The sequence below is a fragment of the Flavobacterium luteolum genome (genome assembly GCF_027111275.1).
In the GTDB taxonomy this organism is placed as follows: domain Bacteria; phylum Bacteroidota; class Bacteroidia; order Flavobacteriales; family Flavobacteriaceae; genus Flavobacterium; species Flavobacterium luteolum.
The window spans coordinates 1813383-1829563 of the sequence record NZ_CP114286.1; the positions used below are offsets into that span (position 1 = coordinate 1813383).

Here is a 16181-nt window from a genome sequence, read left to right on the forward strand (position 1 = left end):
ATGAAAGCAATAATAGCACTAATCATATTTCTCATTTCGCTTCTTACTTCTCACATTTCACAAGCACAAGCAATTAACTGGAAAAGTCTTCAAGAAAATCAAAAATACATTTTGAATGTAAATGCCGGCTGGGATTACAGTTTTGTTTATGGATTGAGTTATGGCTATCATTTAAAAACAAAAATCCCAATTATTTTGGAGAGTTCCATTTCTCTAGCATCAGGTGAAGTTATTTTTGATGATTTTAAAACTAAAATCGGCGGACAGATGAATGTTTATCAAATTGAAAATTTTCGTTTTAATGTATTACTACACGGAATTTATAGACTATACGGCAATCCATTAGTAACACTTCAGAATTTTGGTGCCGATGCTTCGACAACTATTGGTTATTATAAGCAAAAATGGTTCATTGCTGGAGAATTTGGTTTTGATAAAGCAATTGTTACCCATTTTAAACATTCTGATATTTACAAGGACGTTTATCCCAATGTAAAAAATGGTTGGTACGAACCCACAACAGGAGGGAATTTCAATTTCGGAGTTCAAGGCGGCTATTCTTTTAACCGCAGTGACATCACGTTACGAGCAGGAAAAGTAATGAATGAAGATTTCAAAAGTACACCGTTAATTCCGTTTTATGTGCAATTAGGGTATAATTATAAATTAGATTAAGTACTACAAGGACGAGATATTTGTAGAAAATTATGTCCAATGTTAGAGAGCCTCAGAGAGGCTAAATATTTATAGAAATCCAATTACGTAAAGTCAAAGAGCTCCAGCGGAGCGATATGTAATTTTTCATAATCAAATATGTCACTCCGCTGGAGCTTTATATCGCAAATATCTATTTTATTCTATAAATATTTCGCTTCTCCGAAGCTTAACTAAAAACACAAAACCCGACAGGTTTTAAAAACCTGTCGGGTTTAACTATAAAATTGGATATAGAATTTAAATATCGATTTCTATACTTTCTCCTTTTTTCAAAATAATTTCTTTTTTATAATTACCGAAAACTAAAGTTGTTTTTCCCCCTGTTTTAGAAGAGATTATAGCATGAGTTACATTTTTATCATTCCACGTCATTTCAATTTCAAAACCGCCTCTTGCACAGATTCCTTTTACAGAACCTTCTGACCAAGCATCTGGCAAAGCTGGAAGTAATCGAATTTCGTTTTCATCCGACTGAACCAGCATTTCGACAACTGCTGCTGCGCCACCAAAATTACCATCAATTTGAAATGGCGGATGCGCATCGAATAAATTCGGATACGTTCCTCCTCCTCTTCTTGGTTTTTCTGTTTTCTTTCCGTCTGGATCCACGTAGCGAAGCAATTCACGATACATTTTATAAGCACGATTTCCGTCCCAAAGTCTTGCCCAAAGATTGATTCTCCAGCCTTTTGACCAGCCTGTGGTTTCGTCTCCTTTTATTTCTAAAGTCTTTTTTGAAGCTTCTGCCAAATCTGGAGTTTTCAAAGGTGTGATATGATCGCCGGGGAAAAGTCCGAATAAGTGTGATTGATGGCGATGTTTCGGTTCGTTATCGTCCCAATCAAAATACCATTCCTGAAGATTTCCTTTTTTACCAATTTGATACGGATACAGTTTTGAAAGCGCTGTTTCTAGTTTTTTTCTGAAGTCAGCATCAGTGTTCAGCACTTTTGAAGCTTTTATCGTTTTATCAAAACATTCGCGAATCATGGCTAAATCGGCAGTTCCTCCGTAAAGTGTTGCACCCACAAAGCCATCAGCCAGTTTATATTGATTTTCTGGCGAAGTCGATGGTGAAGTAATTAAATTTCCGTTTTTATCGGTAATCAACCAGCCTAAACAAAATTCGGCCGCGCCTTTCATCAACGGATATCCTTCTTTTTTCAAATAGGATAAATCTTGTGTAAAAGTGTAATGTTCCCAAATATGAGTGCTCAACCATGCTTGCGCCATTGGCCAGCACGCCCACATTGGATCTTCTTTTCCAAACTGTCCAACCGGATTAGTCATTGCCCAAATATCTGAATTATGCGCTGCCGCCCAGCCTTTATCTACTCCGTAAAAAGTCTTTGCCGTAACTTTTCCTGTTACCGAAAGGTTTTTAATGAAACTTAAAAGTGACGAATGCATTTCTGAAAGATTGGTATTTTCTGCCAGCCAGTAATTTTCTTCCAGATTGATATTCATCGTATAATTACTGCTCCAAGGCGGACTTAAATGCGGATTCCAAAGTCCTTGCAAATTGGCTGGAACGCCCAAAGTTCTTGATGAGCTTATTAATAAATAACGTCCGAAATTGAAATATAGAATTTCGAGATTTTTATCTTCTTTTCCGTCAGCATAACGCAATAAACGTTCGTCTGTCGGCAAATCTGGAGCGGTTGTTTTTCCTAAATCTAAATTGACACGATTGAAGAATTTTTGGTAATCAGCAATGTGGGATTCTTTTAGTTTATCGAATGCTTTTGCATAGGCATTGTTCAGATTTTGCAAAGCAATCGAAACATCATCTAAACCTTCTGACGCTGGATTTTTATCAAAACCATTAAAACTTGTTGCGACAGAAACGAAAATAATCGCCTCTGTTGCGTCTTTTAAGCTCAACGTTTCTCGAGAACTTGTAACCGTTCCGTCTGTTTTTTTGATTTGAACTAAACCTGTAAATCTTGTTCCTCTTTCTTTTAAGCTCAAATATTTTGGGGAAACATTATATCCTGCGTTTTCATGAATTGGCGCAGAACCTCTTAATACCAAAATATTGTTTCGCACTTCGACATTGGATTGTAAAAGGCTTTTTAGATTAATATCGAAATTTAAAGCTCCTTTTTGATCGGCTGTCAATTTGATAATCATGACTTTATCTGGAGCCGATACGAAATATTCGCGTGTATATTTTATACCTGCCATTTCATAACTTACTTTTGAAATAGCGTTCGAAAGATCCAATTCTCTATGGTAATTAATTGCTTTTCCTTTTTCGGAATTATTGATTTCTAAAGTTCCTAAAGGCGCATACGATTCGGAATTTTTTCCCTGAACTTTCTTGTTGAGTTCTTCTGCCAGTTTGTAATTTTCGTTTTTGAATGCTTCACGAATTGCCGGAATATTTTTGTACGCTTCTGGGCTCATATTCGCATTTACGGGTTCGCCCGACCAAAGTGTAATATCATTCAAATAAATTTTATCTGAATTGGCTCCTCCAAAAACGGTTGCTCCCATTTTTCCGTTTCCTAAAACCAAGCTTTCTTCAAAGAATTCTGCGGGTTGTTTGTACCACAAAACATTTTTAGATTGCGCAGAAATGTTTGTATAATAAGATGTTAGAAGTAAAATGAAAAATGTTTTTATAATGATTTTTGAATTCATAGGCTTGTTATTTTGAATCATGTTTTTTACATCTGGTATTTCTGCAATCTTGTCATTCCGAGGAACGAGGAATCACACTCGTAAATCGACAAAGATAGGTAATTCACTTTGTTGAATTTCTAGTGTGATTCCTCGTTCCTCGGAATGACAAACAAAAGCGTTAATTAATATTTTACGCGCGTGAGGGATAGGAGCAAGCTACCGAAGTAGCGCGGATAGCCCGACCGTAGCGAGATAAGAAGGCGTATAAACGCAAAATATATTTGCCTTCTTATCTCGGTACGGTCACGCCCAAATAATTATTTACTCACTTTATACTTCTCATTCGCCGTTAGCATTTCCCAATTATCCGTTCTAAATGGCGATGCAGGGAATTTTTCTTTATTAAAAAGATTAATTGCTGTGTCGTCATCTGCCCAACCGTAATGCACTGCAACTGGATTTTGAACTTTATCGCTAGAAACGATTATTCTGTTGTCTTTAATTATCGCTTTCGCGGAATGAAAAACTTTGTCTGAACCTGCAATTTCGAAACCTTCTAATTCATCGTTATTTGGCGTTGACAATCCGCTGCCGATGTTATCGAAAGTAAGAATAATTTCGTTTCCTTTTATTATTTGAGATTTATAAGTTGGTCCGCTGTGAACTTGTTTTTTGCCGTAAATGTTATTCAGCGCAATCGCTGCCAAACGCAAACCAATGTCTTGTTTGTTTGTTGGATGAATGTCTTTTGCATTTCCAATATCAGTTGTAACAGCCATTCCAGTATTTGGCAATTTTAAAGTTTGAGATTGTGCTTCGCGAAGTTCTGCCCAACGGCTTCCTTTTTGGCTGTTTCCTCCGAATTCATCAAAAGTGGATAATTGAACGAAATAAAAAGGGAAATTTCCTTGTTTGAATTTACTTCTCCAATCGTTTATCATCAATGGAAATGACTTTTTGTATTCTGCCGCTCTCCAAACATTGGCTTCTCCTTGATACCATAAAACACCTTGCATCGCATAAGGCACTAACGGATTTACCATTGCATTGTACAATAATGACGGATAACTGTTTGGTGAAACCTCGATTCTTACTTTTACAACGTTGAATTTCCAAAGTCCTTCAAGCGGTACATTTGAATCTTTAAAATCGATTTTTAAATCTGCTGGATCGCCATAAATTCCGCCACCGCCACTGTAATCTGTAATTCTTACTGCGATCACGTTTGTTCCTTCTTTTAAAACGTTTGCCGGAATTTTGTAGACTCTTTTGGCATCCCAAAGATTGTTTGTTCCAACTTCAACTCCGTTTACATACGTTTTGTCTTCGTCATCGACTTTTGCTAAATGTAAAACAGCTTCCTTTTTGGCTTGTTCTGCGGTTAAAACAATCGTTTTTCGCATCCAGACAATTCCGTCGATATTGCCAATTTGCTGGTTTTCCCAAAGTGAAGGCACTTTTATTTCTGGCCAGTTTTTGTCTTGAAAATTTGGATTCTTAAATTGCTCTTCGTTTTCCATCGAAACATCAAAACCTTGCACTTTTTTAAGATTGTCTAAAACCGACTTTTTATACGTTTCAAAAATGGCATTGATATCTACTGTTGGAACATCGGCAATCATGGCTTTAAAATCGGGACTGTTTTCGAAAGCTTCACGGCTTGTCCAAGTCTCCACATTGGTTCCGCCCCAAGAAGTATTGATAATTCCGATTGGAATTTTTAATTCTGAATATAGTTTTCTGGCGAAATAATAACCAACTGCAGTAAAGTTGCCAACATTTTCTTTGTTGGCTACTTCCCATTTTCCTTGCTTTAAATCGTCTTTTGGAGTTCCGCTTAAATCTTGGGCAACACCAAAATGACGAATCATTGGATAATCTGCACTGCTGATTTCTTTTTCAGAATTCATGGTTTTGAAAACCTGAAATTCCATATTCGATTGTCCACTGCAAATCCAAACTTCGCCAACCAAAACATTTTTGATTGTGATTGTATTTTTTCCGATAATAATTAATTCGAATGGTCCACCAGCTTTTTCAGCAGCCAAATTTACCGTCCATTTTCCGTTTTTATCGGCTATTGTTTTCTTGATTTGTTTGTTGAAATGAATTTCTATGCTTTCATTCGCCTCCGCAAAACCCCAAATCGGAATTTGTTTGTCTCTTTGGAGTACCATTCCGTCAGAGAATATTAAAGGCATTCTTATATTAGCATTAGCTAAAACACTAATTAACAGAAAAATAAATATTATATTCTTTTTCATTTTTTTAATTTAAATATTTTTTAACCATATAAGTGATATAAGTTATTTTAAGTTTTTAGCTACAATTGTGCTTAAATTTATTTATATCACTTATAGGATTTAACCACATTTTTTTATTTTAATCCGTCTATTAAAGCGTTTAAAGCTTGTGTATCGAAGACCGTATTATTGGTTCTATTCATGATTCCGAAACCGTTGTTTCCTAGGCTTCCTTCATCCCAATAAAAAGGTAATAATCCGTTTGCTTTTGCTGTTTTTACTACCGTTTTTAAATAATACGCTCTTGAATTTAAATGTAAAGTCAGCGCATCTCCCGTTAAAGTTGTTCTACGGATGGCTCCAAATTCTCCCAATAACACTGGAATTCCTTTGTCTACAAATTGAGTTTTCATCAGTTTAAAGTTCTTCTCTAAATCGGCTTCTTCTCCCCAAGTTGCATTTCGTTCTGTATCGGTTGTAGAATGAAATCCTGATCCCCAATAATAGAACATTTTGCCCCAAGTTTCGTCTTTGGTTAAACCAGCAAAATTCCATGGAGAATAGTAATGCACTTCAACCATCATTCTGCCTGTAACTTTATCTACTGGCAATGTAGTCATTAATTTGTTCGTTTTTTCAATGTCTGTCGTTGGACCTTGCACGACTAAAACACGAGTGGCGTTTTTTCCTCCTGTAGAACGAACTGCATCGATAAAAGTCTGGTGATAAGAGGTTAAAACTGCCATTTGCGTAGCATCTTCAACCGCTGGTTCGTTGGCGCTTGCAAAAAGTAAATGTTCGTCGAAACCTCTTAAATGTGTTGCGATTTGTTCCCAAAACGCTTTCTGTTTGGCATTGTTTTCTACTTTTTTAGCTTCTGTAATATTATTTTCCAGCCAGCCACCATCCCAGTGAATGTTTACGACAACATACATATCGTTATCAACACAATATTGTACGACTTCTTTCACTCGGTTTAACCAATCAGTTTTGATTTTAGCTGTTGCAGCATTTTCTAAATTCTGATTCCAAGAACACGGAATTCTTACCGCATTGAAACCATTTGCTTTTACGGCATCAATTAAGGCTTTAGTCACTTTTGGATTTCCCCAAGCGGTTTCGCCTCCAGTTGCTTCCAACGTATTTCCGATATTCCAGCCTAATTTAATTTTTGCTGCCAATTCAACCGCAGAACTTCCCATTCCTGACGCATCAGCTGCAATTGGGTTGGTATTATAACTTGGATATAAACCTGTAGCAACTGTTGCAGCAGTCTGTAAAACTGCTATCGTAACCGTTTTTGCCTCATTTGAACTTAAAGTGACTGAAGCTGTTCTAGCAGCATTTTCTGTATTTGCTGAAGCTGTTATTCTAACAATAACACTTCCTTTTACTCCTGTTGTCTGACTCACTTTTACCCAGTTTGCAGAACTGGCCAAAGTCCAGCTTGAAGCTTCTGAATTAATAGTGATATCCGAAGTGTTTTCTTTGCTGTCAAAATCAATTTTGGCTGTGCTTGCCGTTAATGATTTTATCGTATTTTCTGGAGTAGTTTCTTTATCTGAACTGCAAGCTAAAACGCCTAAAAATGCAAAACATAAAATAAAGCTCAAGCAGTAATCTTTAATTGTTTTTTTCATTTGGTTTGGTTTAAGTTAAGTGTAAGTTTTTAAAATCAACGCCAGCTTTTAATGGGCTGGCGTTGATAGTTTGGTTATTTTATAGCAATAACAATTTATTTAACTGTTACCTGAATTTCTTTTTTAATATCTCTTGAAGAAGTTCCTAACTTAATAGTATATTTTCCTGGCTCAACTGTCCATTTTTTAGCAGCAACATCATAATATGCCAATTCTTTTACTGGAACTTTGATTGTTACTTTTGCTGAACTTCCAGCTTTTACTTCTGCTTTTTTGAATCCTTTTAACTCTTGTGCTGCACGAGTAATTTTAGAATCAGATTTTGCAGTATATAATTGTACTACTTCTTTACCGTCTACCTTTCCTGTGTTTTTAACGTCAACTGTAACTTCAATTACGTCGTTTTGAGCGTACGAATCTTTATTTGCTTTTGCATTATCAAGTGCAAAAGTTGTGTATGATAATCCGTAACCAAAAGGATATAATGGCGCTACGTTTTTAGTGTCAAACCAACGATATCCAATTAAGATTCCTTCCGCATAATTTACAGTTTTGTCTCCAGGGAAACTGTTTGTAGCGTGTGCAGGAGAATCTTTTAATGCAACTGGCATTGTCCAAGGTAATTTTCCTGAAGGATTTACTTTTCCTAAAATAACATCAGCCAAAGCATTTCCACCTTCAGATCCATTGAACCAGCTCCAAACCAAAGCAGAAGATTTTTTGCTTACTTCATTAATATCAAAAGGAGCACCAGCCACCATTACAACGATCGTTTTTGGATTAGCTTCTATTACTTTTTTGATTAATTCTTCTTGTCCGAAAGGCAAATGTAAATCTCTTCTATCCGAAGCTTCTGTTTCGTAATCACGGTTTGAACCCGCAAAAACAATTGCTACATCTGAGTTTTTAGCTGCATCAACTGCTTCTTGAACTTTTGCTGGATCTAATTGATCAATTGTAACAGGGCCATTAGCCGTAATATTTCCTAAGTTTCCTCTGTTCTTTTTATCGTAACGCTCTAAATATCCTTCCGCATAATTGATTTTGATTGATGAAGGCAATCTGTTTTTAAGACCATCAAGAGGCGTAACTTCTCTTTTTGTTTTTACTCCAGCTCCAAATCCACCAAGAGCATTTTTCTTAGTTGCATTATTTCCAATTACAGCGATAGATTTTACTCCGTCTAGTTTTAATGGCAATGCATTGTTTTCGTTTTTCAATAATACAATTGCTTCTGCAGCAATTTTGTAAGCGTCTTGATAATGTGCTTCGGTTGCGATACTTCCTTTTGCACGCTCGCCTCCGCCCATTGCTTTTACTTGGAATAAAACTCTTAAAATACGTTTTACATGCAGATCAATTTCTTTTTCAGAAACTTCTCCAGATTTAACCGCAGCGATTAATTTATCGGCTAAGAAAAATTCATTGAAAGGTTTTGGTGTTCCCATTTCAATATCTAAACCGTTTTTCAAAGATTTTGCTGTAGAATGAACCGCAGCCCAATCTGAAACTACAATTCCTTTGAATCCCCATTCGTCACGAAGGATTTTATTTAACATATAATCGTTCTCACATAAATATTCGCCTCTGAATTTATTGTAAGCGCCCATTATACTGTAGGCTTTTGCTTCTTTTACCGAAGCTTCAAAAGCTGGAAGATAAATTTCGCGAAGTGTACGCTCGTCAATTTGTACATCTACAAAATCACGATTCGTTTCCTGATTGTTTGCTGCAAAGTGTTTTACACACGCCATTACATCTTTTTCTTGTAAACCAACAATCAAAGGCACGGCGATTTTTTTGTTTAAGAACGGATCTTCAGACATGTATTCGTATGTTCTTCCTCCAAGCGGTGTTCTTACCATATTGATGGCTGGCGAAAGCAACATGTCTTTGTCTCTTGCACGTAATTCTTCTCCTAAACTGGTTCCGAAAGTATGCGCCATTTCTGCATTCCAAGTTGCTGCCAAAGCGCCCCCTGCTGGGTAGTAAGTAGCAAAATCGTTTGTCCATCCTGCTGGAGCCCAATTGTCTCTTGAGATTTCTTCACGAACTCCCAATGGACCATCGGCCATTTTTAATTCTGGAATTCCTAAACGTTTTACACCTGCATTGGCAAACATACTGTTCCCGTGAAGCATTCCGATTTTTTCTTCTAATGTCATTTGCGAAATCAGTTTGTCGATTTCGGCATCATGGTCTGTACTTATTTCTTTTCCAACGTATTCTTCGGTCTGCGCCGAATTTGAAGCTATTGTCTGTGCATCATTTTTACATGAAGTAAAAAATGCAAAAACTAGAGCTGATGAAAGGAATATCATTTTGTTTTTCATAGATAGTTAGGTGTTTTTTGATTTAAAGATTTTTGATTCCTCACGCATCATCTCTAAATACCGTTAATACTATTTTTATGTTTGTGGTTTTCTCTCTATTATTGTTTAATTAAATTCAGCATTACAACATCATTTTCATTGATTTTAAATTCTCTGCTGAAAGTTCCTTTTCCGTCAATTGTAATTTTTTCTGTGGAAATCGGAGCACCATTATTTTTTTCTTTTATGGAATTGACTTGCTCACGTGTTAACTGACTTGGTTTGTTCATCGCCAGATAATCCGCGTAAGCGTCATTTACTTTGTAACCCACTTTGTAAATTTCCAATACATATTTTCCTTTCTGCATTCCATCCACTTCAATTTTCACTTTTCCTTTTTCTTTTGATGGAAGATCTTTTATATAATACGTTTGATTCAGTTCTTTATCGCCAGGATGTGTATTGGTAAAATCCCACAATAAAACCTGAACATCACCTTTTGCATTTTTGGAAATCCAAGAAGCTTTATCTGAATTTTGAAGTTCTGTTTCTCCCAATTTATTCAATAAATAATAAGAGAAATAGGCTGGTTTTTTAATTCCCTGCGTATTCAATAATCCGAAACCGCCATGAAAAGGCGTAAATCTTGGCCCCGCTTCTTCAAAAATATCCGTAAAAACCCAATATGACATAGAGTTTGCCGCGTTTCCAACTTGTTTTAATTTCTGCAAAATATAAGCTGCAGAATGATAACTGTCGTGAATTGGATCTGCCGGCGTGTAAGATGAACTCCATTCTGTGTAATGCAATTCAAGATTCGGTTTAGCCGACTCTGTAATCAATTTTCTAGAATTGATAATTTCACCACTTACACTCCATTCATCCTGATTTAAAATTGTTCCCGAAGTTCCAAATTCGTCCAAATAACCATGTTTCACTCCATAAGTATGCGTCGAAACAAAATCCATCGGAACATTATTCTTCGCACAAAAATCAATTGTTTCAGCAACCCAAGCAGAACCTGCCGTTGCTGGTCCACCAACTTTATAAGCTGGATTTACCTCTTTTACACCGCGAGCTGCATAATCGTATAATTTATAATATTCTTGCTGTGTGCTGCTCCAAAATCCTGGTGAAAGATTTGGCTCATTCCAAACTTCAAAATACCATGTTTTTACTTCTTCGTCTCCGTAACGTTCTTTAAAATGCTGCGTTAAATTTCGAACTAAATCTTCCCATTTTTTATAATCTTTTGGAGGCGTTACGTTCCCTTTCCACCAAAAAATAGTTTCTTTTCCGCTTGCTAATGCATTCGGCATAAAACCTAACTCTACAAATGGTTTCATTTTCAGACTTACAATATAATCAAACAAAACATCTACATATTGGTAATTATATTCTGGATTCCCTTTTTCATCTTCACGATAAACAGCCATGTCATCAGACAATAAACCATGAAAACGGATGTATTTAAAATCGCATTCTTTTTTTACCAATGCCAGTTGTTCCTGCCAGTCGGCACGAAGACCTTCATTTGCTCTTCCAGCACCGATGCATTCTTTGAACATGGTGTTTAATTTTCCTGCTTCTTTTTTGAAATCAACTTTTATGATTCGGTTTTCATTTTGCCCAAACGAATAGATTGAACTAAATAAAACTCCTGCTAGTATTAAAAGTTTTTTCATCTGAAAATGGTTTTGTTTATTTTTTGCCACTCCCGATAGCTATCGGGATAATAGGATTCTAACGGATTTTTTTCTCTCGCAGATTTAGGAGATCATCCAGATTTAAATCTTTTTAATCCTTTTAATCTGTGGCTAAATATTTTATTTTCTAACTATATGTTAGACGCACTGCAGTGCGTCTCTACAGATTACGTTGTGTATAATCATTGTGTTGAGTAAACCCGACAGGTTTTAAAAACCTGTCGGGTTTAACATCTAATAAAGACGCACTGCTGCGAGTCTCTATAGAAAATTAATAATTATAGCTTTTTAAATCTCACTGCTCCACCTCCAGCTCCGCCTAATTTCAATTGTAATTTGTCTGAAGCTTTTACAGTTTTCTTAGAGATTGCTACCGCTTCTGGATTGTGTGTTTGATCTGTTCCTTCTGCATCTACATAAATCTGTGCTTCATAAGTTGTATTTGGATCTAAGAATGATAATGAAACTTCTACATTTCTTGGTTTCTCATTTGTCAAAGTTCCTAGATACCAGTCGGCGCTGTTTCTGTCTTTTCTTGCTGTTGTGATGTATTCGCCAATTTTTCCTTCTAAGATTTTAGTGTCTTCCCAATCTGTTGGAACATCTTTTAAGAATTGTAAAGCTGGTTTTCCTTCGTAATTTTCAGGAAGATCTGCCAACATTTGAATTGGTGCATAAATCGTTACATACAATGCCAATTGCTGACCAACTGTTCCCTGAATTCTTTTTCCTGGATAACCTTGTTTTACCTCAACATCAAAAATTCCAGGCGTGAAATCCATTGGTCCAGAAAGTAATCTTGTAAACGGAATAATCGTTAAGTGGTTTGGTGGATTTCCTTCGCTCCAAGCGTTATATTCTTGACCGCGAGCTGCTTCTCTCGAAACCATGTTTGGATACGTTCTGCGTTCTCCTGTATCTTTTATCGATTCGTGGTATAAAACCGCTAAATCATATTGTGCTGCTTTTTCTAAAATGTATCTGAAATAATTTACTCCAAACTGCCCGAAGTGCATCTGTTTCATATTCAATTTAGAACCTACATGACCAATTTTCACCGTATGAATTCCTAGTTTTTTGTATAAAGCAAAAGCTTCGTCAACTTGTTTTAAATAGTTAATTAAGTTCGAACCAGTTTCATGATAACCAATTAATTCTACATCATGTTTTTTTCCATATTCAACCACTTTTTCTAAATCGAAATTGTCTGCGTTTTTTGTGAAGCTAAACATGTGCATACGGTTTTCATACCAACCTGGTGTCCAACCTTTATTCCATCCTTCGATCAATAAATGATGGAAACCTTCTTTTGCTGTAAAATCAATATATTCCTCGGCATGTTTTGTTGTTGCACCTTGTTTGTCGCTTTCCCAGAAAGTATATTTCCCAATGTGCATTCCCCACCAAATTCCTAAATATTTGTATGGTTTGAAATAGCTGTTTATGTTCTTTAGTTTGTTTGGTTCGTTTAAGTTTAAAACCAAATAAGAAGTAATCAATTCTCCTGGATTTTCTCCAATTTGAAGTGTTCTCCAAGAAGAAGTAAATGAATCTTTTACACGAACTTTTACTCCATCGGCCCACGGCACTAAATCAGATTTTAGCTCTGTTCCTTTAGTATTAACCAAAGTCATACTTGCGAAATCATTCAAGTTTGCTTCGTGAAAACTTAAAGCTAAACCGCTTTTGCTTTCAATTGTTAACGGAGTCAAAACCGTATCCAAAGTACTAACCGGCGCATCTTTGAAAAGATACTCGTCACGGTTTTCTCTGTTTGCTGGAATCCACCACGCTTTTCCATCTTCTTTAAGATTGAAAGTTGTTTTTTCATCCATGATGAAAATACTGTCTTTTACATTTTGTTTCGGATAAACATATCTAAAAGCCACTCCGTCATCGAAAGCACGAAACTGAATCTGTAATTTTCTTTTATTGCCTGTTTTTTGTTGTAAATCAACAACCAATTGATTATAATGATTTCTAATATTTTTCTTTTCTCCCCAAACTTGTTCCCAAGTTTCGTCAAACGTAGAAGTTTTTGCTCCTTTAATCTCAAAGTTTGAACTTAAGTCTTCGTTTCCTTTCAATACAAATCCCATATCAGACGGAGAAATTACTTCTGTCTTTCCGTGAGAAACGGCATATTTTGGAGCATTTTTTACCAGCTCAAATTTGATTGTATTCTTTCCGTTTGGCGATGCCAATTCGTAAGCGTTTTTCGTTTTTTGACTGTAGCCTATTGCTATCGAAAACAATACGGCTGGGAGAACTAGATAGTTTTTCATGTTTTTTGGTATTATATTTTTTTGCCACAGATTAAAAGGATTAAAAAGGATTTTTCTTTATGATTTTTCACACAGTCCCGATAGCTATCGGGAGCAGATTTTATTTTAATCTTTTTAATCCTTTTAATCTGTGGCTATATTTTTTCGCCACGAATTGCACAAATTTTCACCAATTTAATTCGTGAAATTCGTTGCTAACTTTTTTATTTTGCCCACTCGGTTTTAAAAGTGGTTTTTCCGTTTAATGGATTTGTAGCTACATCAAAATTGTTTCCGCTTTTGTTCACTTTTATTTCTTGTACTGCGTCACCTTCTGGTAAAAATACTTTAGCTGTAGCCGAAATGGTTTTGTCGCTTGCGTAAACTTTCAAAGTTAATTTGCTCCAATCCATATCTTTTGTAGACTGCGCTAAACCGATGTGTGGAATTGCAGTTCCGTCTTTTACTAAAACTATAATTGGCACTTCACCTGCTTTAATTTTATGCCAGCCAGATTGGTACACTTTTTTAGTTTGGTAATCGATCCAAGTTCCTTCTGGAAGGTAAACGTCTCTTTCTTCAACTTCCTCAAAAAGCGGTGCAACCAAAATACTTGAACCAAATAAATATTGATTATCAACTAACCAAGCTCCGGGATCGTTTGGATATTCTACAAAAAGAGCACGCATCATTGGTAATCCTTTTTGAGAACTTTCTTTTGCCTGAGCGTAGATATATGGCATTAATTCGTAACGCATATTGTCTGCTTTTCTAAATCCTTCTAAGAATTCTTTGCTGTACAACCAAGGTTCGCGAGGCGGTTCTCCGTGGCTTCTTACGTGTGACGTAAACATTCCGAATGGCGTCCATCTTCTATAAATATTCTCAGGCGATTTTGTTGCAAATCCTCCAACATCGTGGCTCCAAAAACTGAATCCGCTTAATCCTAATGAAAGTCCGCCGCGTAATTCTGCTGACATTGCTCCATTTGTAGTTTCAGAATCTCCTCCCCAATGCAAAGGATAGCGCTGAGATCCTGCCCAAGTACTTCTTGCCCAGATTAAAGTATATCCTTTTTCTTTTTGAGTAATTTCTGCTACTGCTTTGTTGTAACGTAATGGATATAAATTATGCTCGTAGAAACCTGTTCTTCCAGAATGGTAAATTCCATCTGGCGGTGCCGCTTCTCCAAAATCTACTTTGAAAACCGCTACACCTTCATCGAATAACTTTTTCAATTTTCCTTGGTACCAAGAAATTGTTTCTGGATTTGAGAAGTCTAAAACAGCATCTTCGTACGGAAGATTTCCTTTTCTGTCTCTTACCGCCAAGTTTTTATCCATAATTTCTGGAAATAAAGTATTCTTTGGCGTGAAATAAGGCAACTGCCAAAGACAAACCTGAAAACCGTCTTTCTTTAAATCAGACATCATTTTTGTGGCATCTGGGAAACGAGATTTTGCAAACTCGTAGTTGTTTCTCCAATCTACATCAAACCAACCGGTATCAAAGTGAATTACGTCTGTTGGAATTTTATATTTACGTAAATCTCTTGCTACTTCTCTTCCTTCTTTTTCAGAGAAATAAGTGATTCTACTCATCCAGAAACCGAATGACCAAAGTGGTGGCATTGCTGCTTTTCCAGTCAAATTAGTGTATTGATCTAAGATGTCTTTTGGTTCTCCGATAAAGAAAAACAAATCGGCTTCGTCGTCTCCAATGTACATTTCGTTAGCACTTGAAAAGTATTTTCCAAAGTCAACTGTAATTGGTGTAGAATGATGCATGAAAACTCCATAACCACGGCTGCTCATGTAAAACGGAATTGGTTTGTACATTGTTTCATTTTGGATTCCGTTAGCATCATCCGTCCATAAAACTACTTTTTGTCCGCGTTTGTTGAATTGTGTGAATGATTCACCGCAACCAAATATTTTTTCGTCTGGTTCTAAACTGAAAGCCGCGCCCATACTTCTTGAGTAATCGCTGTTTCTTCGAACGTAAGAAAACGGAAGTGTCGGTGTATAGGTATTTTTAAAATCAGTATCGTGAAGTGTGCTTGTCAGCAGTTTTCCTTTTTCGTCGTAGATTTTTACGTGCCACGGTTTCGTTAAGATTTCAACTCTTCCGTGTTTGCTTGTATAACTATGACCTCCTTCGATTTTAGCATATTTCCATAATTCAGGATGATTTGGCGCAACACCGTCAACCAACATTAAAGATTCCTTTTGCGGGTGAAATTGCGGTCCAGAAGTTGTTTTAATTCTAACTGTTCTATCTGAAACAAACTGAATCTCGAATGGCAAAACAGGAGATTCTGCATATTCTGTTGTTGGAAATTCGTTTGCTTTTTCTACATCTGGTTTCATCATCATGTTGTTGAAAGCCTGACGTGTTTTATAATTGTATCTCAAATATTTGATGGTTCCTTTTCCTGTTGCAGGATCAAAAGAAGCTAGTTCGTCCGCAAAATAAAAAGTATTCAGATAGTTCTGAAAATCTTTACTGATATCTATTGGAGCATTTAATACATCTGCATTTTGGATTTGGGCATTAGCATTTGGAATTGCCAAAAATCCAAACATAAAAGCAGAAAACAATGCGGTTAATTTTGAGTTTTTCATTGGTTACTTTTTATTTTTTTTGCCACAGATTAAAAAGATTTAAAAGG

Annotated in this window: 8 protein-coding genes; 1 reads left to right on the forward strand and 7 read right to left on the reverse strand. The window is 36.2% G+C overall.

Annotation, left to right across the window (positions count from 1 at the left end; all coding sequences use genetic code 11):
• On the forward strand, positions 1–675 hold the full coding sequence (locus OZP10_RS07880; protein WP_281634182.1) for a hypothetical protein: 675 nt from the start codon (positions 1–3) through the stop codon (positions 673–675).
• A 279-nt stretch (positions 676–954) separates the two neighbouring features.
• Here the strand turns inward: OZP10_RS07880 and OZP10_RS07885 are convergent, their stop codons facing one another.
• From OZP10_RS07885 to OZP10_RS07915, 7 genes are all read right to left on the reverse strand, one after another.
• Positions 955–3363: a glycoside hydrolase family 95 protein gene (locus tag OZP10_RS07885; RefSeq protein WP_281634183.1), complete on the reverse strand. Its 2409-nt coding sequence runs from the start codon at positions 3361–3363 to the stop codon at positions 955–957.
• Between the two features lie 299 nt (positions 3364–3662).
• A complete protein-coding gene (locus OZP10_RS07890) occupies positions 3663–5609 on the reverse strand; it encodes a sialate O-acetylesterase (RefSeq protein WP_281634184.1) in 1947 nt (648 codons plus the stop codon).
• Positions 5610–5722: 113 nt separating this feature from the next.
• The gene (locus OZP10_RS07895) at positions 5723–7228 is read right to left on the reverse strand and encodes a cellulase family glycosylhydrolase (protein ID WP_281634185.1); all 1506 of its coding nucleotides are present in this window, start codon (positions 7226–7228) and stop codon (positions 5723–5725) included.
• A gap of 95 nt (positions 7229–7323) precedes the next feature.
• Complete coding sequence (locus OZP10_RS07900; RefSeq protein WP_281634186.1) at positions 7324–9561, reverse strand: glycoside hydrolase family 3 C-terminal domain-containing protein; 2238 nt, start codon at positions 9559–9561, stop codon at positions 7324–7326.
• A gap of 98 nt (positions 9562–9659) precedes the next feature.
• Positions 9660–11225: a GH39 family glycosyl hydrolase gene (locus OZP10_RS07905; protein ID WP_281634187.1), complete on the reverse strand. Its 1566-nt coding sequence runs from the start codon at positions 11223–11225 to the stop codon at positions 9660–9662.
• Positions 11226–11524: 299 nt separating this feature from the next.
• Positions 11525–13531 (reverse strand): glycoside hydrolase family 97 protein, encoded by a 2007-nt coding sequence (locus OZP10_RS07910; protein ID WP_281634188.1) that lies wholly within the window; start codon positions 13529–13531, stop codon positions 11525–11527.
• Between the two features lie 203 nt (positions 13532–13734).
• Entirely contained in the window at positions 13735–16134 is a 2400-nt protein-coding gene (locus OZP10_RS07915) for a glycoside hydrolase family 31 protein (RefSeq protein ID WP_281634189.1), read from the reverse strand.
• Positions 16135–16181 lie beyond the last annotated feature (47 nt).

Excerpts from the sequence above, each read along its gene's own strand:
- OZP10_RS07910 (WP_281634188.1), bottom strand. The coding sequence starts at position 13,531 with ATGAAAAACTATCTAGTTCTCCCAGCCGTATTGTTTTCGATAGCAATA.
- OZP10_RS07890 (WP_281634184.1), bottom strand. The coding sequence starts at position 5,609 with ATGAAAAAGAATATAATATTTATTTTTCTGTTAATTAGTGTTTTAGCT.
- OZP10_RS07895 (WP_281634185.1), bottom strand. The coding sequence starts at position 7,228 with ATGAAAAAAACAATTAAAGATTACTGCTTGAGCTTTATTTTATGTTTT.
- OZP10_RS07900 (WP_281634186.1), bottom strand. The coding sequence starts at position 9,561 with ATGAAAAACAAAATGATATTCCTTTCATCAGCTCTAGTTTTTGCATTT.
- OZP10_RS07905 (WP_281634187.1), bottom strand. The coding sequence starts at position 11,225 with ATGAAAAAACTTTTAATACTAGCAGGAGTTTTATTTAGTTCAATCTAT.
- OZP10_RS07915 (WP_281634189.1), bottom strand. The coding sequence starts at position 16,134 with ATGAAAAACTCAAAATTAACCGCATTGTTTTCTGCTTTTATGTTTGGA.
- OZP10_RS07885 (WP_281634183.1), bottom strand. The coding sequence starts at position 3,363 with ATGAATTCAAAAATCATTATAAAAACATTTTTCATTTTACTTCTAACA.
- OZP10_RS07880 (WP_281634182.1), top strand. The coding sequence starts at position 1 with ATGAAAGCAATAATAGCACTAATCATATTTCTCATTTCGCTTCTTACT.